Origin of the sequence: Thioalkalivibrio sp. ALE14 (assembly GCF_000376845.1) — a bacterium.
Lineage (GTDB): Bacteria > Pseudomonadota > Gammaproteobacteria > Ectothiorhodospirales > Ectothiorhodospiraceae > Thioalkalivibrio.
In genome coordinates, this window is record NZ_AQXY01000025.1 from 59638 (window position 1) to 81497 (window position 21860).

General features: G+C 66.9%; 19 protein-coding genes, 1 other RNA gene and 2 pseudogenes. 11 read left to right on the forward strand and 11 right to left on the reverse strand.

Annotated features, from left to right (window positions below):
- Window positions 1–151 precede the first annotated feature (151 nt).
- From F572_RS0105375 to F572_RS15130, 4 genes are all read right to left on the reverse strand, one after another.
- Window positions 152–1921, reverse strand: coding sequence for a sodium:solute symporter family protein (locus tag F572_RS0105375; RefSeq protein ID WP_017940516.1), 1770 nt, complete (start codon window positions 1919–1921; stop codon window positions 152–154).
- A 7-nt stretch (window positions 1922–1928) separates the two neighbouring features.
- The gene (locus tag F572_RS0105380; RefSeq protein ID WP_017940517.1) at window positions 1929–2192 is read right to left on the reverse strand and encodes a DUF4212 domain-containing protein; all 264 of its coding nucleotides are present in this window, start codon (window positions 2190–2192) and stop codon (window positions 1929–1931) included.
- A 43-nt stretch (window positions 2193–2235) separates the two neighbouring features.
- Window positions 2236–4113 carry a DUF294 nucleotidyltransferase-like domain-containing protein gene (locus tag F572_RS0105385; protein WP_017940518.1) on the reverse strand — a complete coding sequence of 626 codons (1878 nt, stop codon included), beginning with the start codon at window positions 4111–4113 and terminating at the stop codon, window positions 2236–2238.
- Between the two features lie 267 nt (window positions 4114–4380).
- Window positions 4381–4545, reverse strand: a complete 165-nt coding sequence (locus F572_RS15130; RefSeq protein ID WP_017940519.1) for a DUF1328 domain-containing protein — start codon at window positions 4543–4545, stop codon at window positions 4381–4383.
- Between the two features lie 285 nt (window positions 4546–4830).
- Between F572_RS15130 and F572_RS0105395 the strand changes: the two genes are divergently transcribed.
- From F572_RS0105395 to F572_RS0105405, 3 genes and pseudogenes are all read left to right on the forward strand, one after another.
- Complete coding sequence (locus tag F572_RS0105395; protein WP_017940520.1) at window positions 4831–5106, forward strand: hypothetical protein; 276 nt, start codon at window positions 4831–4833, stop codon at window positions 5104–5106.
- A 307-nt stretch (window positions 5107–5413) separates the two neighbouring features.
- Window positions 5414–5809: pseudogene (locus tag F572_RS0105400) on the forward strand (outer membrane beta-barrel protein); the annotation flags it as partial.
- 270 nt (window positions 5810–6079) lie between these two features.
- Window positions 6080–6292: pseudogene (locus F572_RS0105405) on the forward strand (outer membrane beta-barrel protein); the annotation flags it as partial.
- A 109-nt stretch (window positions 6293–6401) separates the two neighbouring features.
- Here the strand turns inward: F572_RS0105405 and gorA are convergent.
- Window positions 6402–7796, reverse strand: coding sequence for a glutathione-disulfide reductase (gene gorA / locus F572_RS0105410; protein WP_017940382.1), 1395 nt, complete (start codon window positions 7794–7796; stop codon window positions 6402–6404).
- Window positions 7797–7974: 178 nt separating this feature from the next.
- Complete coding sequence (locus tag F572_RS0105415) at window positions 7975–8724, reverse strand: glutathione peroxidase (RefSeq protein WP_017940383.1); 750 nt, start codon at window positions 8722–8724, stop codon at window positions 7975–7977.
- A gap of 278 nt (window positions 8725–9002) precedes the next feature.
- Between F572_RS0105415 and ffs the strand changes: the two genes are divergently transcribed.
- From ffs to F572_RS0105440, 6 genes are all read left to right on the forward strand, one after another.
- Window positions 9003–9099, forward strand: an RNA gene (ffs, locus tag F572_RS15140) — signal recognition particle sRNA small type.
- 85 nt (window positions 9100–9184) lie between these two features.
- Window positions 9185–11017, forward strand: a complete 1833-nt coding sequence (gene dnaX / locus F572_RS0105420; RefSeq protein WP_026142859.1) for a DNA polymerase III subunit gamma/tau — start codon at window positions 9185–9187, stop codon at window positions 11015–11017.
- 67 nt (window positions 11018–11084) lie between these two features.
- The gene (locus F572_RS0105425; protein ID WP_018866552.1) at window positions 11085–11411 is read left to right on the forward strand and encodes a YbaB/EbfC family nucleoid-associated protein; all 327 of its coding nucleotides are present in this window, start codon (window positions 11085–11087) and stop codon (window positions 11409–11411) included.
- A gap of 22 nt (window positions 11412–11433) precedes the next feature.
- Window positions 11434–12024 (forward strand): recombination mediator RecR, encoded by a 591-nt coding sequence (gene recR / locus F572_RS0105430; protein WP_017940386.1) that lies wholly within the window; start codon window positions 11434–11436, stop codon window positions 12022–12024.
- Between the two features lie 37 nt (window positions 12025–12061).
- Window positions 12062–12406 carry a histidine triad nucleotide-binding protein gene (locus tag F572_RS0105435; protein WP_017940387.1) on the forward strand — a complete coding sequence of 115 codons (345 nt, stop codon included), beginning with the start codon at window positions 12062–12064 and terminating at the stop codon, window positions 12404–12406.
- Window positions 12407–12527: 121 nt separating this feature from the next.
- Window positions 12528–13238, forward strand: a complete 711-nt coding sequence (locus F572_RS0105440) for a hypothetical protein (RefSeq protein ID WP_017940388.1) — start codon at window positions 12528–12530, stop codon at window positions 13236–13238.
- Between the two features lie 231 nt (window positions 13239–13469).
- On the opposite strand, the gene rsgA is transcribed toward F572_RS0105440, so the two are convergent.
- Genes rsgA through F572_RS0105455 form a run of 3 tightly spaced genes read right to left on the reverse strand, consistent with a single transcriptional unit; the run spans window position 13470 to window position 15036 of the window.
- Complete coding sequence (gene rsgA, locus F572_RS0105445; RefSeq protein ID WP_017940389.1) at window positions 13470–14366, reverse strand: ribosome small subunit-dependent GTPase A; 897 nt, start codon at window positions 14364–14366, stop codon at window positions 13470–13472.
- A gap of 21 nt (window positions 14367–14387) precedes the next feature.
- Complete coding sequence (locus tag F572_RS0105450) at window positions 14388–14723, reverse strand: 4a-hydroxytetrahydrobiopterin dehydratase (protein WP_017940390.1); 336 nt, start codon at window positions 14721–14723, stop codon at window positions 14388–14390.
- Complete coding sequence (locus F572_RS0105455; protein ID WP_017940391.1) at window positions 14716–15036, reverse strand: cytochrome c; 321 nt, start codon at window positions 15034–15036, stop codon at window positions 14716–14718. The genes F572_RS0105450 and F572_RS0105455 overlap by 8 nt, the downstream gene beginning before the upstream one ends.
- Before the next feature lie 126 nt (window positions 15037–15162).
- Between F572_RS0105455 and orn the strand changes: the two genes are divergently transcribed.
- Window positions 15163–15726 (forward strand): oligoribonuclease, encoded by a 564-nt coding sequence (gene orn, locus F572_RS0105460; RefSeq protein ID WP_017940392.1) that lies wholly within the window; start codon window positions 15163–15165, stop codon window positions 15724–15726.
- 866 nt (window positions 15727–16592) lie between these two features.
- Here the strand turns inward: orn and F572_RS0105465 are convergent.
- Both F572_RS0105465 and F572_RS0105470 read right to left on the reverse strand, forming a co-directional pair.
- Window positions 16593–16856, reverse strand: a complete 264-nt coding sequence (locus tag F572_RS0105465) for a hypothetical protein (protein WP_017940607.1) — start codon at window positions 16854–16856, stop codon at window positions 16593–16595.
- Window positions 16857–16915: 59 nt separating this feature from the next.
- Window positions 16916–17995, reverse strand: a complete 1080-nt coding sequence (locus F572_RS0105470; protein ID WP_017940608.1) for a metal-dependent hydrolase — start codon at window positions 17993–17995, stop codon at window positions 16916–16918.
- An 81-nt stretch (window positions 17996–18076) separates the two neighbouring features.
- Between F572_RS0105470 and F572_RS0105475 the strand changes: the two genes are divergently transcribed.
- Window positions 18077–21745: a hydantoinase B/oxoprolinase family protein gene (locus F572_RS0105475; protein ID WP_038034114.1), complete on the forward strand. Its 3669-nt coding sequence runs from the start codon at window positions 18077–18079 to the stop codon at window positions 21743–21745.
- Window positions 21746–21860 lie beyond the last annotated feature (115 nt).

Below are 21860 nucleotides of genomic sequence, written 5' to 3' on the forward strand. Positions count from 1 at the left end.
TGCCGCTTGGCCCGAAGACCGTATAACAGATAAAAGGGGCCGACCCGGTGTATCCGAGCCGACCCCGTCTTTTTTACAGCAGAATGAACATCCAGTCATGGTGACGGGGACCCCGCCAGGCCGATGAAGCTTGGCATGACGGGGCCGTCCATCAGGTTTCGGTACGCGGTACGCGCACGCTTTCCACCAGGTCCTGGATGTCCTTCGGCGGCTCGGCCGTCAGCTTCATCACGATGTAGGCGGTGACGAAGTTGAAGACCGCACCGATGGCGCCGAAGCCGGTCGGGTTCACGCCCAGCAGCCAGCCTTCCGGGGTGTCCGGAAGCATGGCGGTGGCGGGGAAGAAGAACCAGCCCTTGTACATGAAGATGTACACGAGGGTGGTCCCCAGACCGACCAGCATGCCGGCGATGGCGCCTTCCTTGTTCATCTTCTTCATGAAGATGCCCATCATCAGGGTCGGGAACAGCGAGGCCGCGGCCAGACCGAACGCCAGCGCTACCACCTCGGCCGCGAAGCCGGGTGGATTGAGCCCCAGATACCCTGCGAAGAGGATGGCGACCGCCATGGCGATACGTCCGGCCAGTAGCTCCCTCTTCTCGCTGATCCTCGGCATGAACACGCCCTTCAGCAAGTCATGCGAGATGGCCGAGGATATGGCGAGCAGCAGCCCCGCCGCGGTCGACAGTGCGGCGGCGATACCACCCGCTGCGACCAGTGCGATCACCCAGCCCGGAAGCCCGGCGATCTCGGGGTTGGCCAGCACCATGATGTCGCGGTCGAGGGTCACGATCTCGGAGCCTTCCCAGCCGTATTCCTCTTCCGCCATCGCGGCGAACTCTTCGTTGCCATCGTTGTAGTACTGGATGACGCCGTCGTTGTTCTTGTCCTCGAACGCCAGCAGTCCAGTCTGTTCCCAGCGCTCCATCCAGGCCGGCTTGTCCGCGTGGGCCAGGTGACCCTCCTCGGTGCCGATCTCGCCCGGGTGGACGGTGTTCACCAGGTTCCAGATGGCCATCGCACCGACCGCCGGGGCGGTGGTGTAGAGGATGCCGATGAACACCAGCGCCCAGCCGGCGGACTTGCGGGCATCCCGCACGCGCGGAACGGTGAAGAAGCGGATGATCACGTGCGGCAGACCCGCGGTACCGATCATCAGCGCCAGGGTCAGCAGGAACATGTTCATCAGGCTCATGCCGCCCACTGCGGTGTAGGCATGGAAACCCAGATCGATCATGGTCTGATCCAGTGCATCCAGCAGGTAGGTGTCCGTCCCCTGGAGGGTCGAACCCAGGCCCAGCTGGGGCAGCGGGTTGCCGGTCAGGGTGATGGCAATGAAGACCGCCGGCACCGTGTAGGCAAAGATCATGATCACGTACTGTGCGATCTGGGTGTAGGTGATGCCTTTCATCCCGCCGAGCACGGCGTAGATGAACACCACCGCCATCCCGGCGAACAGTCCGGTGGCCAGCGGGACCTCCAGGATGTTGGAGAAGGCGATGCCAACCCCGCGCATCTGCCCGATCACGTAGGTCACGGAAATCACGATCAGGGCGATCACGGCGATGACGCGCGCGAGCTTCGAGTAATAGCGATCCCCGATGAACTCGGGCACCGTGAACTTACCGAACTTGCGCAGGTACGGGGCCAGCAGCAGGGCCATCAGCACATAGCCGCCGGTCCAGCCCATCAGGAATGCACCCCCGGTAAAGCCGAGGAATGCGATCAGGCCGGCCATGGAGATGAACGATGCGGCGGACATCCAGTCCGCGGCGGTGGCCATCCCGTTGGCGATCGGGTTGATGCCGCGCCCGGCGACATAGAACTCGCTGGTCGAACCGGCACGCGCCCAGATGGCGATGCCGATGTACAGGACGAAGGTCGCCCCGACCACGAGCAGGCTTAGAGTCTGTTGATCCATGACAGGCTTACTCCTCGTGGACGTTGAACTTGCGATCCAGGACGTTCATGCGCCAGGCATAAACGAAGATCAGGATGATGAAGGTGTAGATCGAGCCCTGCTGGGCGAACCAGAAGCCCAGCGGATACCCCCCCAGCTGGATCGCGTTCAGGGGCTGGGCGACCAGAATGCCCAGCACGAACGACACCAGGAACCAGATGGCCAGGCAGATGCCCAGCAGGCGCAGGTGCGCCCGCCAGTACGCCTGCCGGCTCAGGTCTTCTTGTGACATGACGATGCTCCTCTCGTAAGGTTTTGTTGTTTGCCGTGATCCCTCACAGCTGGTACTGCACCTCAAGCTGTCCCTGCAGCTTGCGGGCCTGCCGGAAACTCTCCTTGAGCACCCGTCCCTCCAGGGCACCCAGCTCTTCCGGCCGGATTCGGTTGTCGTCGTCGCGGTTTTCACGCAAGGCCTTCTGCTGGGCCCTCAGGCGCAGCATCTGGAGATACCGCAGCGCCGCGTGGTAGTCGCGGGCGTCGGTGCCGCGCATCACGTCCGCGGTGACCGCCTGGTCCAGGCGGTCGTGGGTGCGCGTCGCCGGCAGTTCGGCGGCCAGCGCGATGATCCGCGCCCCGTCGACAAACGGGGTCAGCCCCTGCTTCTTGATGTCGATGCCCTCGGCGCCGCTCTTGATCTCGCCGAACAGGCCGAGCGGCGGGCGGAACATCTGCTGGTTGGCCGCCATCTGGCGGCGGAAACGACTGTTGAACGCGGTCTGCTGCAACAGGCGGGTGCGCAGGGCCTCGACCGGGCCGGCCTCGCCGTCCACCGCGCGCAGGTCGAAGAAGATGGCGCTCTTGAGCAGGTGCTCGGGCGTGCCCTGCTCGATCCAGCGGGTGAAGCGCTGATCCCACTCCGGACCGCTCAGGCAGCACTCCGGGTTGCCGGCCATGATGTTGCCGGGGCACAGCATGAAGCCGCATTCGGCCAGGGCCTGGTTCACGGCCTTTGCGTAGGGCAGCAGGCGTTCGCGGATCGCGTCCGTGTCGCCGGCCTCGGCATCGAACAGGATGCCGTTGTCCTGGTCGGTCACCAGCGCCTGCTCTTCGCGGGCCTGCGAGCCGAACGCGAGCCAGGTGAAGTCGATGCCCTCGATGGCCGGGTGTTCGCTGCGCAGCAGGGCCAGCACACGGCGCGTGGCGTGTTCGTTGAGGCGGGTGATCAGGCGCAGGACCTGATCGGCCTCCGCTCCCTGGCCGACCACGGCCTCGATCAGCTGCGGTACCTGGCGCAGGCGCTCGGCGATGGCTGCAACCGAGTCCGCGCGGCGGATCTCGCGCACCAGGCCATCCAGGGTCAGCGGCTGGCTGGTCAGCAGATCACGCTCGCCCAGCACGCCGACCAGCCGCCCGTCGCGCACCACGCACAGGTGGGTCATGCCGTGCTCGGTCATGGCCTCGATCCCCTCGAAGCCCGGGGCGCTTTCCGCCAGCGCGACCGGATCACGGGTCATTACGGCCTCGACCGGCGTGTCCAGGTCCACATCCGCCAGCGCCACGCGCGCGAGCAGGTCATGCAGGGTGAAGATCCCCACCGGCCGCTGGTCGCCGTCGATGGCCACGACGGAGCCCACGCGTTCGTCCCGCATGGAGGTCAGGACATCGCGCAGGTGCGAGTCAGGCCGGCAGGTGACCGGCTCGCGGGCGATACGCAGGGCCAGCGGCGTGTTCAGCTGACCCGCGGATCCGCCGTCACGGGCGGACAGGGTATCCAGGCCCTGTTGCAGGCGGTCCAGCAGATTGGCCAGTCGGCGGGTGCAGAAGTCGTTGAACACCTTCGAGCGCGCCCGCAGTCGGTCGAAGTCCTCCAGGCTCAGTTCGAGGCAGACGGTGTCCTCGGCCGCGCGATGCACGGTGTGTACGGCACGGCGGCCGAGCAGAGCGCCGATAGGGAAGCATTCGCCGGGGATCAGCTCCCAGGCCTTGCCGGAGAGCTGCTCGTCCTCGCTGGGCGTCTCGCCCCGGATGCGGCCCTGGCGAATGATGTGGAAGCGCTGCGCCGGCCCGCCCTCGGGATCGGTGATGCGTGCACCGCGGGCGTAGAACCGACTCTCCAGACGCGGCAGCAGGAACTCCAGCGCATCCGCCTCGAGCTGGTCGAACGGCGCGTGGGCGCCGAGGAACTCCCGGGTGCTGTCGAGCGCGTCGGACATGGCGGTGGCGGTGCCCCCAGAGTGATGGTGTTCACGATTTCGGGGGTTAATGCAAATTGCGCGCCAAACACCTGTCCTACGCGAAACAGGGGGTTGCGGCCGTGGCGAGGGTTTGGGTGTTACGTTGCGTAACAAGCGTGTTTCTAGGCGTTACATCCCTCCACAGCCCCGCCTCGCCCAGGCGGGGCCTGTATTACGCCAAGCGCCGGGGGACGTGGATTCAGCCGCGTGAGTGAGATTCAACCCGCGTTTGTGCGCAACACCTGCCTACAACGGGGGACGCCGACCCGTAACGAAAAAGACCACCGCCAGGATGAGCCCGACGACAAACAGGATCCATGCGATTTGCGTGGCTGCGCCAGCGACCCCGCTCAGACCGAGGGCGCCCGCGACGATCGCGACGATCAGAAATAACAATGCCCATCCCAGCATGGATTCTCTCCTTGCGAATAGTTTGAAATCCCAAGTGTAGGCCAGATTTCGTCGGTCGGTTCCTCACTTTGCTTCCGTGTGTCGTGCTCGTTGTCGATTTTGAGTTCTGGTTCGCGGCTATACTGCCTGGGGCAGTACACACTGTTTGTGCTGCTCGAGGAAATGTGAATCCGTTCGGGTTTCGGCTGGGCGGTCCGTAGCGATGTATTTCGCTCGTGGCGGATTTTCTTCCGGCCCTGGTAGCGCGAAATTCGTCGATTCGAAAGAATTGCTGGAGGAGCTCACATGAATGGCACATCACGAAAGACTCGGAACGCCCTGAACCGTTTCGCGGGGTTTCCGTTGCACTCGGCGGCCTTGTTGCTCGCAGGCGCCGGACTTCTGGCGGGCTGCTCCGACCCGGGGCCGGCGGAGGAGGCGGCCGAGTCCACGGACGAGGCCGTAGAGGAGGTTGAGGAGGTTGAGGAGGATCTTCGGGGCTGGGTCGAGGACCTGCGCGAAGAACCGGGGGTTGCGGACGAGATGTCGCCGGAAGAGGACCCGGAACGCAACATGGATTGAGCCGTGGCGTTGGCGTATTCGGTCGGTGTGAACCGGAGCCGGGTTGTGGGTGATGTCGATCGAAGAATAAAAGACTGGTGGGTCGGTCGCCATGAGCGGATGGTGTACTGGCTCATCAGTCTTTTTCTTTTTTTGCGTGTGCGCGGCGCCACGAATTGAGTTTCGAACTCGGGGTGCTTCGCGAATTTATTGGCAAGGATCACGCATCGGGCGTTTTATGGTCGCGGGAGTTTGATGAAAATCGTCGGCGTCTTTGGCTGGACCGGACAGTGATTGTTTCGACCACTATCTGCAAGGAGACGTAACGATGAAGAAGATCTTGATGGCAACCGCGGTGATCGCCGCGGCCGGAATGCTGATGCCCCAGACGGTGCTGGCGGATTCTCGGGATCGCGGGGAAGGGGTGTACATGGGGCTGGGCACGGGCTTCAGTTCCCTGAAGAACGACCGGGACGAGGTCGCGGACTTTATCGGTTCCGGGGCCTCGGATTACCGACTGGATGACGACGACAATGTCTGGCGCGGGTTTGTCGGGTACAACTTCAACCCGTATGTAGGGGTCGAGGGGTTCTACTCGGATCTCGGAAAGGTGAAGCTGCGCGGAGACGAGTCCGGTGCGCATACCGACATCAAGTCTCGAGCCTATGGCGCGAGCGTCCTCGGCAAACTGCCGATCGGGCAGCATTTCGAGTTTTTTGCCGAGGGAAACACTGGGTAATGTACACGCTCGCGTTGGTACCCCAGGTTTTCCGAGACAAGGCGCGGCGCGCAGCGGGTAGTGGTTCTACCCGCAAGCGGCGCAACGCAGAATCGGGGGACCTGGGGTACCAACCCCGAGGGGGCTCGGCCGCTTTTGCGCGCGCACGGCGTTGCGGCTCCCTTGTGCAGAATGACTGCACGGCGGTCACCGCGCCTTGTTCGCACGCAAAAGCGACTCGAGCGCGAGCGTGTACATTATCCAGTGTTTCCCTTGGCGGGCCTCGCCAAGTGGGATGCCGACGTGCGCGGCAACCTGGGCGACGAGAGCGTGGTCCTGCGCGACAACGATGGCGTGGATCCGGTCTACGGACTCGGTGCGCAGGTGAATCTGGACAGCTTCCTGATTCGCGCCGAGTACGAACGCTATGACTTCGACAACGACTACAAGCTCGACGCCTTCACGGCCTCGGTGGGCTGGCGCTTCTAGCCCCGAGTATGAATGCGGGCATGGACCGTCCGCGAAAGCAGGTTCGGAAGCCGCCCCGGCTCAACGAGTCGGGGCGGTTTTCTGTTTACTGCGGCGGGCAGGGGAGCCCTCAGGCGGCCTGGGCCAAGCCCTCCTGGCGGCCCGGGCGACCTTCCTTGAGGGTGACCAGCTCCTCGGCGCTGGTCGGGTGCAGCGGAATGGTCAGGTCCAGGTCGCGCTTGGTCGCGCCCATGCGGACCGCCACGGCAAAGCCCTGCAGCATCTCGTCGACGTTCGCGCCGATCATGTGGATGCCGACGACCTTTTCGTCGTCCCCGGCGCAGACCAGCTTCATCGCCACCGGCGGCACCTCGCCCTCGGCGAAGGCGCGGTTCAGGCCACCGAACTGGGTCTCGTAGATGCGCACCGTGTCCCCGTACTTCTCCACCGCCTGCGGCTCGGTCAGGCCGACCATGCCGGCGGTCGGGTGGGTAAAGGTGACCGTGGGGATCTGGTCGTAGTCCACCGGGACGGGATTTGTCTCCGGGGCATACCAGTGGGCGGCCAGGCGGCGACCGGCGGCGATGGCCACCGGGGTCAGCGGGCCCTTGCCGATGATATCGCCCAGGGCGTAGATGCCCTCCACATTGGTCGCCTGCCATTCGTCTACCGGGATGGTGCCGCCACGGGCGATCTCGACACCGGCCTCTTCCAGGCCCATGTCGCTGGTGGCCGGCTTGCGGCCCACAGCCCACAACACCTTTTCATAGGGCCCCAGCTCCTTGCCGCCTTCCAGTTTGACGGTGACCGCGCCGGGCTTGCCGCCCAGGCCCGCGACCTTCACGCCCAGGTGGCGGTCGATGCCCTGGTACTCCATGTGCTGATCCAGCGCCTGCGAGATCATCGGGTCGAACATCTCCAGCACGCGGTCCTCCATCGCGACCACGTCGGTCTTCACGCCCATGGAGCGCAGCATGCCGGCCATCTCCAGGCCGATGTAGCCGGCGCCGATCACGGCGATGGATTCCGGCAGCTCGGTCCATTCGAAGAAGTCGTCGGAGGTCGCGCCCAGCTCGGCGCCCTCCAGCGGCGGCACGATGGGGGCGCCGCCCATCGCCAGCACGATGCGCTCGGCGGTGTACTCGGTGCCGCTGTCACTGACTACCTTGTTCTTCTCGGCCAGGCGGGCACGTTCCGGGATGTGGGTCACGCCCAGCTTCTCCAGGTACCCGGACCAGAACTGGTTGAGGTCCTTCAGCATCGCCTGGCGCTTGTGCGCCAGGTCGGCGTAGCGGATGCCCTGGATCTCGACATCCACGCCGAACTCGCCGGCCTCGCGGGCATGCGACATATGCTCGGCGGCGTACCAGGTCAGCTTCTTGGGTACGCAGCCCTCGTTCACGCAGGTGCCGCCCAGCGGCTTGGGGTCGAACACGGCGACGCGGGCGCCGTGCGGGGCGGTGCGTTCCGCCACGGCCAGGCCGCCGCTGCCGCCGCCGATCACGATGATGTCGTAGTGTTCCATGTCGATTCCTCGAAGGGTTCGGTGAAAGTGTTACATAGCGACTGCGTTCCGCGCTGTCGCCAGGGTCTGCCATTCGTGTCCGGACGTCCGGACACGGGCGGGGTCCGGACACGAATGGCCACCCGGTCGGGATGACCACCGGGGACGGGTCGCGAGGACCCGTCCCGGCAGGCAGGGTTTACGCCGCCTTTTTCTCGCGGGAGATCCACTCCTGCAGATCTTCCGAGCCGCCGATGCGGTGGCCGCCCACGAACACCTGAGGGACGGTCATCGCGCCGGTGGCGGCGCGCAGGCTGCGCAGGCTGGCGTCGCGGCCCAGGATGATCTCTTCGTAATCCAGGCCGGCGCTCTCCAGCATCTCCTTGGCGCTGGCGCAGTACGGGCAGCCCGGCTTGGTGAAGACGACCACGTCTTCGGGGCAGGCCGCATCCGGGGCGACGTGGGCGAGCATGGTGTCGGCGTCGGAGACCACGAAGGGGTCGCCCGGCTCGTCCGGCTCGATGAACTGCTTCTCGATCACGCCGTCGCGCACCAGCATGGAGTAGCGCCAGGAGCGGTGGCCGAAGCCGAGGTCGCTCTTGTCGACCAGCATGCCCATCTGCTCGGTGAACTCGCCGTTGCCGTCGGCGATGAAGGTCACGCGGTCGGCCTGCTGGTCAGCCTGCCAGGCCTCCATCACGAAGCCGTCGTTGACCGAGATGCAGACGATCTCGTCGATGCCGTGTTTCTTGAACACCGGCGCCAGCTCGTTGTAACGCGGCACGTGGGCGGAGGAGCAGGTCGGGGTGAACGCGCCCGGCAGGGCGAAGACGATCACGTTGCGACCCTTGAACAGGTCTTCCGAGCGCACGTCGTTCCAGTCGTTGTCCTTGCGGCAGCGGAAGGTGACTTCCGGTACGCGCTGACCTTCGCGATTTTCGAGTTCCATGAGTTGTACTCCTTCAGTTGAGTGTTGATTGCCAGAGAGAAGATTTTGATTTCGGCCGGGCCGATGCCCGACTACGGGACTCAAGATAAGGCCTGGCTAATGATTGATCCAGTGTTTCTTTTCTATTTGATCGTTAGTTTTAGGCTATCGGTGTGCCGGTCGCGGTGGTTACACCGATTCCATAGCATGGCCCCAAGGTTGACGCGTTCGCCGGAAATGCGGAAGCTTGCCGCCCCGATTCGGAAACGCCGAATCGCGGACCGCGTTATGGTGGTCCGTATCAGTCCCCTCGCGACGACAGGCTGTGAACCCCGCCAGGCCCGGAAGGGAGCAACGGTAGCAGCTGCGTCGGGCGCCGGGGTGTGGCGGGTGCGGGCCACCACCCTATTTCCCTGCGGCCCGGATCCCTGCGGTGATGCCCGCACCCGGGCGCGCGCATGACTCGATCGACGGGGGAGGCATGAGTCACCAGGTTCTGGCCCGCAAGTGGCGTCCCTCGCGCTTCGAGGACCTGGTCGGGCAGCCGCATGTGGTGCGCGCCCTGGCCAATGCCCTCAGCGGCGATCGGCTGCATCATGCCTACCTGTTTGCCGGGACCCGCGGGGTGGGCAAGACCACCATCGCCCGCATCCTCGCGCGCTGCCTGAATTGCGAGACCGGCGTGACCGCCACGCCCTGCGGCGAGTGCCGCTCCTGCGTCGAGATTGCCGAGGGTCGCCATCTGGACCTGATCGAGGTGGATGCCGCGTCGCGCACCCGGGTGGACGACACCCGCGAGCTGCTGGACAACGTCTCCTATGCGCCGACCACCGGGCGTTTCAAGGTGTACCTGATCGACGAGGTACACATGCTCTCCGAGAAGAGCTTCAACGCCCTGTTGAAGACGCTGGAAGAGCCGCCGGACCATGTGAAGTTCCTGCTGGCGACGACCGATCCGCAGAAGCTTCCGGTCACCGTGCTGTCGCGCTGCCTGCAGTTCAATCTGAAGCCGATGCCGCCGGCGATGATCGCCGAGCACCTGACGCGCATCCTCGCCGCCGAGGGCGTGGAGGCGGAGCCGGGCGCGCTGCTGCGCCTGGGCGAGGCGGCCGAGGGCTCGATGCGCGATGCCCTGAGCCTGACCGACCAGGCGATTGCCTATGGCGGTGAACGCCTGAGCGAATCCGATGCCTGCGACATGCTGGGGCTGTTGCCGCGCACGCGTCTGGCCGGGTTGCTGGATGCGGTGTTTGCCGGGGATGGCCCGGGCCTGCTGGCGGGGCTGACGGAGCTGGAGGCACTGGGACCTGACTGGTCGCGCCTGCTCGACGAGCTGGCGGCACTGGTGCATCAGGTGGCGGTGCAGCAAGTGGCGGGAAGCGCACCGGAAAGCGGGGAGGAGGCCCTGGTCTGGGCCCACGAGGCCGCTGGCCGGGTTGATCCGGAAACCATTCAGCTGGCCTATCAGATCCTGGTGCACGGGGTACGCGATCTGCCCTATGCACCGGATGCGCGCATGGGTGTGGAGATGACCCTGCTGCGTCTGCTGGCGTTTCGTCCGGAGCCTGCCCCGGGGCGTGCGGGTGGAGCCAGCGGTGGCGATGCCTCGGGGCGTCCGGCTGCGGCTGGTGGCGCCGCGCCATCCGAACCCCCCGCATCCCGGGCGCCCTCTGCGGCCTCGCCTGCAGGGCGTCCAGAACCGGCCACGGCGGACACCGCTGCCGCAGAGCCAGAGCCGCCGCACCCCCTGGAGCAAGTGCGCGAGCCGGCTGCTCCGCCTCAGGCACCCGACCCCAATCCGGACGCCGGGCCGTCAGCGCAACACGAAGCGAGTGCGCCGCCTGCGCCGGCGGCGGACGCCGCCGTGCCGGAACCGGCCGCACTGAGCGTGGCGGCGGACGGCCTGTTCGACTGGCACCGCTTTGCCGAAGGCCTGCCCATGGGGACGGTGCGCGAACTCGCGCTGCACGCCGAGTTGCGCAAGCATGACGACGAGCGCGTGGTCATTGCGGTGGCCCCGGGCGCGCTGTGCACCGATCGCGCGAAGGCGCGCTTGAAGGATGCGCTGGAGAAGGCGCTGGGCCACGCCCTGCGCCTGGAGATCGTCAATCAGTCCGAACCATCCGAGGCGACGCCCGCGGCGCGGCTTGCGGCCGAATCGGCGGAACGTCAGGCTAGCGCCGAGACGACCATGCGCGAGGATCCCGTGGTGCAGGCCCTGGGCCAGGAATTCGGCGCCGAACTGGGCGCCGTGCGGATTCGTGAAACAAACAACGACGCTCCCGCGGGCGACGCACCGTCGTCTCCGCGCTAGTGATTAATGTTTCCCTAATGAATTGCACATGCAGAACCGCCACGATGCGGGTCAGGAGATCGAAGCGATGATGAAAGGTGGCATGGGCGGCCTGATGAAGCAGGCCCAGAAGATGCAGGAAGACATGCAGAAGGTGCAGGCCGAGCTCGCCGAGATGGAGATCGAGGGCCAGGCCGGCGGCGGGCTGGTCAGCGTGGTGCTGACCGGGAAGTACGCGGCACGTCGGGTGAAGATCGATCCCAGCCTGTTCGAGGACGACCGCGACATGATCGAGGATCTGGTCGCCGCCGCGATCAACGACGCGGTGCAAAAGGTCGAGTCCACGACGCAGGAGCGCATGGGCAGCCTGACCGAAGGCATGGGCCTGCCGGCCGGCATGAAGCTGCCGTTCTGACGCGCCGGACCGGACGCGTCTGATGGAGGCGGAACTGGACGAGCTGGTCCAGGCGCTGCGTTGCCTTCCCGGAGTCGGGGCGAAATCGGCGCGGCGTATGGCGCTGCACCTGCTGGAGCGTGACCGCGAGGGTGCGCGGCGTCTGTCGCGCGCGGTCGACGAAGCGGTGACTCGCATCGGGCATTGCTCGGTGTGCCGCACGCTGACCTCGTCCGAGACCTGCAGCCGCTGTGCGGACCCGGAGCGCGATTCTCGGGTGGTCTGCGTGGTGGAGAGCCCGGGCGACGTACTGGCGATCGAATCGGCCACCGATTTCGGCGGGCGCTTCCACGTGCTGCTGGGCCGGTTGTCGCCGCTGGACGGCATTGGCCCGGAGGAACTCGGGCTGAATCGACTGGAGGCGCGCCTCCAGGCCGAGGGGGTGGAAGAGCTGATCCTGGCCACCAACACGTCGGTGGAGGGCGAAGTCACGGCCCATTACCTGGCGGAGATGGCGGCACGCCACGGCGTGCGCACGACCCGGATTGCCCAGGGCATCCCCAGTGGGGGCGAACTGGAGTACATCGACGCCGGCACCCTGGCGCATGCCCTGTCGGGTCGGCGAGAATATTGATGCGTGGTAATATTTCGATAGATGCGGGGGTGACGGCATGACCGATTGCGTGTTCTGCAAGATCGTGGCGGGCGAGATCCCGGCCAAGGTGGTGTTCGAGGACGAAGCCGTGCTGGCCTTTGAAGACCTGAACCCGCAGGCACCCGAACATGTGCTGATCATCCCGAAAAAGCACATCGCCACGCTGAATGCTCTGGACGATGCGGATGCCCCCGTGATCGGGCAGATGACCCGGGTGGCGGCGCAGATTGCACGCGATCGCGGATTTGCGGAAAACGGTTATCGAACCGTGATGAATTGCAACGAACACGGTGGGCAGACGGTCTACCATATACACATGCACGTCCTCGCCGGGCGTGCGCTGAGCTGGCCCCCAGGCTAGACCGATAACAACAATACGGACGACTGGTGTGACGCGACACGGTTTCAACGGTGCAGCCCCGAACCCGCCGCAGGTGCAAGACCTGCGGCGGGTTCGCGCATGCGTGCCGCGGGGATCCCTGTTGGCGGTTGCGCTGCTCGCGGGCGCGTTCGCGTTCGCCGCTGCGCCGGCGGGTGCGGATGATCGCTACTCGTTGCTGGCGACGCCGCAGGCCGAAGCCCTTGTGGGGCCGGGCCTGGGTGCTTCGGCGCTGCGTGCGGAACCCGAAGCCGACCGCGACGGTGCATCCCGTTATCGCCTGTCGGTGCGTAACACCGCCGATGCCGCGGCGCTGGACGATGCGGACAATGCCTTCGCCGGCCCGCGCCTTTTCGAGGCGGTGGGCGGCTATCACCAGGAGCTGGGCGGCGGCTTCGGCTACGGCCTGAATCTCGGCTTCGGCATGGAAACTCGTCCGGACTGGAACGATCTCGGCCCGGCCAGCGAGTCCACCGCGTATTTCACCGACTTCAGCTTTGGGCCGACCTTTGCCTCCGGCCGCTTTGACAGCCAGTTCCGAGTGGGGGTGCGTCAGCCCCTGTCCAGCGACGACCGGGACCAGGGCTTTGGCTATGGCACGCGCTATCGCGAGACGGGCCGTACCGCGGGCTACCTGAGCCTGGACGGTCGGCTGCGTCTGCAGAACCAGTCCGAGCTCTCCCTGAGCCTGTACTACGATGACTATTCGCTGAACTCCGCGGATGACTGGCTGGCCGATCGCCTCGAATTCGAGGGCGTTACTCGCGAACCGACCTCCTCGGTCATCGGCGTCGAGATGGGTCTGACCTTCTGATCCCGGCCCCCGCCGCGACACCTCCCACCGCTAGTTCGAAAAAACACTTCAAGAGCGTTAACAGGAAGTTGGGGAGGCTGGAAGAAATGCCCGTTTTAATGCGCTGAGCGGCGCCGGGGTCGTTCGCAGGGCTTAATCGAACAAGCGGTTTTCAATCCCTTTCCCTTCCAGTCTTCCCTTCTTCCTGTAAACCGATTTCTAGGTTTTCTTGTGCGCTCCGTGGTGGAACCGTTACCCGCGGGCGCGGGTTTGGGCGGGGATCTCGCTGGCCAGTTCGTGCCAGGCCTGCAGGCGAGCGGCGGGGAGTTCGCCGGCCTCGATGGCGGCGCGAACTGCACAGCCCGGCTCGGTCTGGTGGCGGCAGTCGCGGAAGCGGCATTGATCGCCGCGCTTGGCGATGTCCGGGAAGCCGCGCTCCAGGGTGTCCAGCGACGGGATCTCGGGCGTGAAGTCGCGCACACCGGGCGAGTCGATCCAGGCACCCCCGTTGGCCAGTGGATACCACTGCGCGGTGACCGTGGTGTGGCGGCCCTCGCCCGAGGCGGCCAGGTCGCCGGTGGCTGGTGCGATCGCGTCGGCGATCCCGTATTGATCGAGCAGGGCCGCCACCAGCGAGGACTTTCCGACGCCGGACTGACCGACCAGGACATTGGTTTGCCCGGCCGCGGCTGCCGCAAGGTCATCCAGACCGTAGCCGGTTTTCGCGCTGACGAATAGTGGGTCCAGATCCAGCCCCCGGTAGGCGGCCAACCAGGCGGGCGGTTCCGCGGGGCCGGTATCCTGCTTGTTGATTAGTAGCCGGGGACGGGCGGGCAGGTTCAGGATGGCGACCAGAAAGCGGTCGATCAGGTTGCGCGAGGGGGCCGGCTCCGGCGCGATCACGATCCACACGCAGTCGATGTTGGCCGCGATCACCTTGCGTCGCCCGAACCCGTCGCGCCGCACCAGAACGTTGTCGCGGTCGAGCTGGCGTGCGATTTGTTCCCCCGAGGCGTCCAGCTCCACGCGGTCACCACAGGCAATCTCCCGGAACCGGCGGTGCAGGCGCAGACGTCGCGGAGGGTGATGATCCACCGCGACGTCGGCCATCTGGTTGTGACGGGCGAAGACCCGGGCGATCTGGCTCAAGCCGGGGCTCCGGGGCGAGGGTTACTCGAACAGCGCATCGATGCGCGCGGCGCAGATGAAGTCGTTCTCGCTCAGGCCGCCGATGGCGTGGGTCGAGAACTCCACGGCACAGCGATTGAAGCCGACGGCCATGTCGGGGTGGTGATCCTCGACATGGGCGATCCAGGCCACGGCGTTCACGAACGCCATGGTTTCGTGGAAGTTCTTGAACTTGAAACTGCGCTGGATGCTCTTGCCGGCTTCGTCGATACCCCAGGAATCGTGTACCTGTTCCAGGGCGCGTTCCGCGTCTGCGCGAGGCATCGGGGCGGTCATGCCCTCGCAGGACTGGCAGTGTCGGGTCTTGAGATCACTCATCGAACTGGTAGTACTCCGCATTGAGGTAGGCAACCACGGCGTTCACCTCGTCGTCGAACCAGTTGGTCCCGAGGTTCACGTTGCAGTTGTTGACCTGGGCGACCAGTTCGTCGTGCGAGCCGACCATACGGTTGTCACGGGTGTAGAGTCCGGAGCCGTCGCCTCCGACCATGTCGGCATGGCAGCTGATGCAGTTGTCGCTGTGCAGTTCCTGTCCCACGCGGATGTCGTCGGCCAGCGCGGTGCTTGCGCCGCCAAGGGTCAAGGCCAGCACGGCCGTGCCGGCGGCGAGATGTGCATTGGTATGTCGCATGGTTCCCTCCTCGTTACGGGGGTTTGCGCCCGTGTCACGGGCGTTGCAACCATGATGATAGACTCCCGCGACATATGAAAGGGCAGCCGTCATGAAGGCGTGGCCTGTCCGCCAAGGAGGCACCCCATGGCCATCAACGCCGAAAACCTGATCTGGATCGATCTCGAGATGACCGGTCTGGAGCCGCAGACCGACCGGATCCTGGAGGTGGCGACCATCGTCACCGACAAGGAGCTGAACACCCTGGCCGAGGGGCCGGTCATTGCCATCTACCAGCCGGCCGAGGTGCTGGAGGCGATGGATGAATGGAACCAGCGCACCCACGGCACCTCGGGTCTGATCGAGCGGGTGCGTAACAGCTCGTCGGAGACCCGCGACGCCGAGCAGGCGACGCTGGAATTCCTGGCGCAGTACGTGCCGAAAGGCGCCTCGCCGATGTGCGGAAATTCCATTTGCCAGGATCGGCGGTTCATGGCGCGGCTGATGCCGGAGCTCGAGCAGTACTTCCACTACCGCAACCTGGATGTTTCGACGCTGAAGGAGCTGGCGCGACGCTGGGCGCCGGACGTGATCGCGCAGTTGCGCAAGAATGCATCGCATCAGGCGTTGCAGGATATCCGCGATTCCATCGACGAACTGCGCCTGTATCGCGAGCGGTTTATCCGGATGCCGCCGGCCTCGCAGCACTGATCTGCGACGTTGACAGGGGCTTCGTTCGGCCGCCTGCCTTGTAGTGGCTGGTCCTGGTTCGGCATCGGGTGTTTACGGTGGCTTCGGTCCGCCGCCTGCCCGGCGCTGACTCGCCAGCGCGCCCCGAGTTACTTCTTTGCTCGTGCAAAGAAGTAACCAAGAAACACGCCCGACTGCCGCGACCCCGGCCCGCTGTGCGGGCCGGGGTTTCCCTCGCTCCGAGGCTTTTCGCGGGCGGCGCTGAACTCGCTACGCCTGCGGCTCCGCTCAGACATCCAGCGCCTCTGATCCCGCGAAAACCCTCTCCACTCGGCGCGACGACAACGGGGGGATCAAGGTCAAGACAACGGCCGTCCCGATGGTCTTGCCAGTGGATGAAGGCTGGGTCTTCCGACATCCTGGGCACGCTCGGCCTTTGGCCGTTGCGTGCCGCGCCCGCGAGCGGGCGCCGGGGGGCTGTCGGACGGCAAGGCCGTTGTTGTGTCGTGGGGTCGGAGTGCCTTCTGTCTTGACCTTACTCCCCCGTATGGAGCCCCTCGCGGAGGGCGTGGTGGGCCGGGAGAAGGCGCTGGATGTCTGAGCGGAGCCGCAGGCGCAGCGAGTTCAGCGCCGCCGGCCCAGCACGTCCGGAGCGAGGTTCCCGGGCGGAATCCGGGTGCCCTTCTTTGGGTCCTTTCTTGGGCAAGCAAGAAAGGACCTCGCGGCGCGCTGGCGAGTCAGCGCACGGCAGTATGTGGACCGAAGGCACGTAAACACCGGAGGACGAACGAGGCCCAGCCAACACTAGGCAGGTGGCCGAACGAAGCCCCCGTTACCAACGAACGACGAACCAGGCCCGGATCTCCGTGGGCCCCGCGCTTGGCGGATTAGCCGCGCGGCTTGAAGCCGGGCGGGTGGCGCGCGATCCAGGCGACGAAGTCGCGGATCACCGGCTCGGCCAGCAGCGCCTCGCGCGTGTTCAGGCGCTCGGCCAGGGTCTGCTCGTCGAAGTGCTTGTGGATGTGATTGTGGCAGGGACGGCAGACCCAGAGAATGCGACGCTCGCGCTCGGCGCGGCTGAAGCGCCGCCGGATACGCTTGCGCCGATGCTGCTTGCGCGGGATCAGGTGGTGCCGGGTCAGGTCCTCCATCGCACGTCCGCACAGTTCGCAGGCCGCCCCGGGTTTTGATTCTGAAGGGCCGGCTGGGATCACGGCATCCTCATGCGGCAGCGCGGTGGCGGCCGGGTGACGGCGTAGTCGGGTTCGGCCAGGTCCATCAGGCAGGGCGCGCCCTCCGGATCGATGATGCGCGTGGCGATGGCACGGATCGCGTCTCCACGCGGACCCGTCTCGCGGACCTGGCGGCTGGTGATCGGCTCCCAGTCGCCGTCGCGTTCCTCGGCGATCTCGAAGCCAAAGGGAAAGTAGCCAGGAGCACCCAGCCGCAGGTCGGTGACGACCAGACGATCGGGCCTGTCCTCGTGCTCGGCGCGATGGAAGCGGAGGAAGTCGCCGGCGAACCATTGCAGGCGCTGCCCGTCTTCCAGAGCGAGTGCGGCGTCCGCCAGGTGTGCGCCGCGCACGAAGGCCTCGAAGTCCGGGCGGATGGGCTGGTCGAGGATGCCGACCCAAGCCTCGAGGAAGCGGTCGTCATCCATTACGGTGACGCGCCACAGGAGCAGGTTGAACGGGGTGGGCTGGATCATGCGCGGCTGGTCCTGCAGGTCCATCGCGATCAGCGCGGGCTGGATGCGATGGTCGAGCCAGGCTTTTAATGCGAGGCCGGATCCGGCGTAGGCGGTGGACAGCACCAGTCCGGCAACCAGCAGGCGTGGCGCGAAGCGATAGAACAGGGCGCCGATGGCGGCCACCAGCAGGGGCAGGGTGTAGAGCGGGTCGATCACGAAGATCGAGGCGGTCCCGACCGGCCCCATGAAGGGCCACAGGATCTGGGTGCCGTAGGTGGTCAGGGCATCCAGCAGGACATGGGTGGACAGCACCAGGAACAGGAACCACCACCAGCGCCCGAAGCCGATGTCGCGCGTAGCCGGCACGCGCGCGAGCAGGCCGGCCATGCCGGTTGCGATCAGCAGGTGCAGCAACAGGGAGTGGCTGAAGCCGCGGTGATGGATGAAATCGGAGACGTCATCGCCGTAGGCTATGAGCGTGTCGAGGTCCGGGACGATGGCGACGGCGGCCCCCAGCAGGACGGCCTTGCGGCCCAGGCGTGATCCGAGGGTCAGGCCGCCGACGACGGCGCCCAGACTGGCTTGAGTGACGGGATCCATGCGGGACCTTTCCTTTGCGTTGACGCGCTTGCGACGGGTGCGCGGCGCGCGAGTTCACGAGATCAGACCAGAGCGGCAGAGATGACTCAAGCCGGAAGCAGACAGCAGTGGCAGTTCTGGGTGGACCGGGGCGGGACCTTTACCGACCTGGTTGCCCGGGATCCGGAGGGCGAGCTGCACACGCGCAAGCTGCTGTCCGAGAACCCGCAGGCCTATGCCGATGCCGCGGTACAGGGGGTTCGTGACCTGCTCGGTCTGGCCGGGGACGATCCGATTCCGGCCGGGCTGATCCACGAGGTGCGCATGGGTACCACGGTGGCGACCAACGCGCTGCTGGAGCGCAAGGGCGAGCCGACCCTGCTGGTGATCACCGAGGGGCTGGAGGACGCCCTGGCGATCGGGCACCAGGCGCGGCCGGAGCTCTTCGCGCGGGCCATTCGGCTGCCGTCGCCGGTGTATGCCCGCGTGGAACCGGTGCGCGAGCGGGTGAACGCGGCCGGCGAGGTCCTCCAGGCGGTGGATCTCGAGGCCCTGCGGCCGCGCCTGCAGGCGGCCCTGAATGACGGGATTCGCGCCGTGGCCGTGGTCTGTGTGCATGGCTATCGCTATCCGGCGCACGAGCAGGCCGTCGCGGCGCTCGCCCGCGAGATGGGCTTTGCCGAGGTGGCGACCAGCCACGCGACCAGCCCGCTGATCAAGCTGGTGCCGCGCGGCGAGACCACGGTGGTGGATGCCTATCTGTCACCGGTGCTGGGCCGTTACGTGGAGCAGGTCAGCTCGGAACTGGGCGATGTGCCGCTGCGCTTCATGCAGTCGCATGGCGGGCTGGTGGACGCGGCGCGCTTCCGGGGCCGCGACGCGATCCTGTCCGGACCGGCCGGCGGTATTGTCGGGGCGCTGAAGACCGCCGCGCCGCTCGGTTTCGAGCGCCTGATTACCTTCGACATGGGTGGGACTTCCACGGACGTTGCTCACCTGGCCGGCGAACTGGAACGGCGCCAGGAGAGCGAGGTGGCCGGTGCCCGCCTGCGCGTGCCGATGCTGGACATCCACACGGTGGCCGCCGGGGGCGGATCGGTCTGCCGCTTCGACGGAATCCGCCTGCGGGTGGGACCGGAATCCGCCGGGGCGCAGCCCGGTCCGGCCTGCTACGGCCAGGGCGGGCCGCTGACGGTGACCGACTGCAACGTGCTGCTGGGGCGACTGCGTCCCGAATATTTCCCGGCGGTATTCGGACCCGGGCGTGACCGCCCGCTGGACCCGGATCCGGTCCGGCAACAGTTCGAGGTGCTGGCGAGCGAGGTGCGGTCGGCGACGGGTGATGCGGTGACGCCGGTGGGGCTGGCCGAGGGGTTGTTGCAGATCGCGGTGGAACACATGGCGCAGGCGATCAAGACCATCTCCGTACAGCGCGGCCACGACGTGTCGCGCTATGCGCTGGTCTGCTTTGGCGGGGCGGGGGGGCAGCATGCCTGCCGGGTCGCGGAGCAACTGGGCATGCACCATATCCTGTTCCATCCGCTGGGCGGGGTGCTGTCGGCCTATGGCATGGGGCTGGGCGAGCTGCGCGCCCTGCGCGAGCGCAGCCTGGAATGGCTGCTGGACGCGGCGCATGCCGAGGCGATCGAGTCTGCACTGGAGGATCAGGCCAGGGCCGCGGCCGCGGCCCTGGCCGAGCAGGGCGTGGCCGAGGAGGCCATGCGTATCGAGCGGCGCCTGCACCTGCGGCTGGCGGGCTCGGATACCGCGCTGGAGGTGCCGCATGGGTCGGTCGACGCGCTGATGGAGGCCTTCGCCGCGGCCTGGCGCGGGCGTTACGGTTTCGCGCCGCCGGATCGCGAGCTGGTGGTGGCGGTCGCGGTGGCCGAGGCGATCGCCACTGGAGACGAGGCATCGGACATGTCGGTCCCGACACAGGGGTCGCGCGAGATGCCCGCTCCCGAGGCGGATACGGTTACGATGGTGGTAGCGGGCGAGCGGCGCGACGTGCCGCTGTACCGGCGCGAGGACTTGCGCCCCGGGATGACCCTGGCGGGGCCGGCGTTGGTGATCGAGGCCACCGCGACACTGGTGCTGGAGCCGGGCTGGTCCGGGTGCATCGAGCACGAGGGCACGCTGCGCCTGGAGCGCGAGGCCGACGCTGACCGGCGCGTGCAGCCGGCGGCCAGCGATCCGGCCTCGATCCCGCGCGATCCGGTCCTGCTGGAGGTCTTCAACAACCGCTTCATGGCGATTGCCGACCAGATGGGCTTTACCCTGCGCAACACTGCGCACTCGGTGAACATCAAGGAGCGCCTGGACTTCTCCTGCGCGTTGTTCGACGCCCGGGGCCAGCTGGTGGCCAACGCCCCGCACATGCCGGTGCACCTGGGCTCGATGGGTGCCAGCGTGCGCGCGGTGGTCGCGGCCGCCGGCGCCGACCTGCGCCCGGGGGATGCCTGGGTGCTGAACGATCCCTACAACGGCGGGACCCATCTGCCGGACATCACGGTGGTCACGCCGGTGTTCGTGGGGCCCGGCGGCGTGGTGACCGAAGACCCGGAGGCCGATGTGGCTGCTCCGGCGTTCTTCGTGGCCTCGCGCGGGCATCACGCGGACGTCGGCGGCATCACGCCGGGCTCCATGCCGGCCTTCTCCCGCCGGCTGGAGGAGGAGGGGGTGCTAATCGCCCCGACCCGGCTGGTCCGTGACGGGCGCTTTGCCACGTCGCGCCTGCGGGACCTCCTGGTCTCGGGCGACTGGCCGGCCCGCAACCCCGACCAGAACCTGGCGGACCTGGAGGCCCAGGTGGCGGCCAATCGCAAGGGGCTGGAGGAGCTGGGCCGGCTGCTGGATGAGTACGGTGCGGCCACCGTCACGGCCTACATGCGGCACGTCCAGGACAATGCCACCGAGGCGGTCGAACGGCTGATCCCGGGCCTGGAGGGCGGTACGTTCCGCTATGCACTGGACAACGGCGCCGAGATCCGGGTGGCCGTAACCCCCGATCCGGGCGCGCGCCGCCTGCGGATCGACTTCGCGGGGACCTCGCCGGCCCGCGAGGATAATTTCAATGCCCCGGGTTCCATCGTGCGGGCGGCGGTGCTGTACGTGCTGCGCACGCTGCTGGAGGACGCGATCCCGCTGAACGATGGCTGCCTGAAGCCGGTGGAGCTGGCGATCCCGGAGGGCTGCCTGCTGAACCCGCTGCCGCCGGCCGCGGTGGTGGCCGGCAACGTCGAGACCTCGCAGGTGGTGACCGATGCGCTGTTCGGTGCGCTCGGGGTGCAGGCCGCGGCCCAGGGCACGATGAACAACCTGACGTTTGGCGATGCCGGGAGGCAGTACTACGAGACCATCGCCGGCGGCGCCGGGGCCGGGCCCGGTTATGACGGGGCCAGCGCCGTGCAGACGCACATGACCAACTCGCGCCTGACCGACCCCGAGGTCCTGGAGAGTCGTTTCCCGGTGCGGGTGGAGCGGTTCGGCTATCGCCGGGGTTCCGGTGGTGGCGGCGAGTATCGTGGCGGCGACGGCGTGATTCGCCGGCTGGGCTTTGACGCGCCGATGGAGGTGGTGTTGCTGGCCAACCGGCGCCGCGTGCCGCCGTTCGGCATGGCCGGGGGCGAGCCCGGGGCTCTCGGCGAGGATGTCATCCTGCGCGCCGATGGCCGCCGTGAACCGATGGCGGGCTGCGATCGCCGCGCGGTGGGCCCGGGGGATGCGGTGGAGATCCATACGCCCGGCGGGGGCGGCTATGGTCGCGGCTAGCCCGGATGTTTCATGACTTCGCGTGATGATTGCGCAGGCTATTGGCCTGTCGCCGGCCCTGGCGTCCGGTGCTCCCTCCGCCTTCGGCCCCCTGGAGATCGCCACGGCGCGGCGC

Bases quoted from the DNA above. Each gene is read 5' to 3' on its own strand.
- F572_RS0105375 (WP_017940516.1), bottom strand. From the start codon at position 1,921: ATGGATCAACAGACTCTAAGCCTGCTCGTGGTCGGGGCGACCTTCGTC.
- F572_RS0105380 (WP_017940517.1), bottom strand. From the start codon at position 2,192: ATGTCACAAGAAGACCTGAGCCGGCAGGCGTACTGGCGGGCGCACCTG.
- F572_RS0105385 (WP_017940518.1), bottom strand. From the start codon at position 4,113: ATGTCCGACGCGCTCGACAGCACCCGGGAGTTCCTCGGCGCCCACGCG.
- F572_RS15130 (WP_017940519.1), bottom strand. From the start codon at position 4,545: ATGCTGGGATGGGCATTGTTATTTCTGATCGTCGCGATCGTCGCGGGC.
- F572_RS0105395 (WP_017940520.1), top strand. From the start codon at position 4,831: ATGAATGGCACATCACGAAAGACTCGGAACGCCCTGAACCGTTTCGCG.
- gorA (WP_017940382.1), bottom strand. From the start codon at position 7,796: ATGGAACACTACGACATCATCGTGATCGGCGGCGGCAGCGGCGGCCTG.
- F572_RS0105415 (WP_017940383.1), bottom strand. From the start codon at position 8,724: ATGGAACTCGAAAATCGCGAAGGTCAGCGCGTACCGGAAGTCACCTTC.
- dnaX (WP_026142859.1), top strand. From the start codon at position 9,185: ATGAGTCACCAGGTTCTGGCCCGCAAGTGGCGTCCCTCGCGCTTCGAG.
- F572_RS0105425 (WP_018866552.1), top strand. From the start codon at position 11,085: ATGATGAAAGGTGGCATGGGCGGCCTGATGAAGCAGGCCCAGAAGATG.
- recR (WP_017940386.1), top strand. From the start codon at position 11,434: ATGGAGGCGGAACTGGACGAGCTGGTCCAGGCGCTGCGTTGCCTTCCC.
- F572_RS0105435 (WP_017940387.1), top strand. From the start codon at position 12,062: ATGACCGATTGCGTGTTCTGCAAGATCGTGGCGGGCGAGATCCCGGCC.
- F572_RS0105450 (WP_017940390.1), bottom strand. From the start codon at position 14,723: ATGAGTGATCTCAAGACCCGACACTGCCAGTCCTGCGAGGGCATGACC.
- F572_RS0105455 (WP_017940391.1), bottom strand. From the start codon at position 15,036: ATGCGACATACCAATGCACATCTCGCCGCCGGCACGGCCGTGCTGGCC.
- orn (WP_017940392.1), top strand. From the start codon at position 15,163: ATGGCCATCAACGCCGAAAACCTGATCTGGATCGATCTCGAGATGACC.
- F572_RS0105465 (WP_017940607.1), bottom strand. From the start codon at position 16,856: ATGGAGGACCTGACCCGGCACCACCTGATCCCGCGCAAGCAGCATCGG.
- F572_RS0105470 (WP_017940608.1), bottom strand. From the start codon at position 17,995: ATGGATCCCGTCACTCAAGCCAGTCTGGGCGCCGTCGTCGGCGGCCTG.
- F572_RS0105475 (WP_038034114.1), top strand. From the start codon at position 18,077: ATGACTCAAGCCGGAAGCAGACAGCAGTGGCAGTTCTGGGTGGACCGG.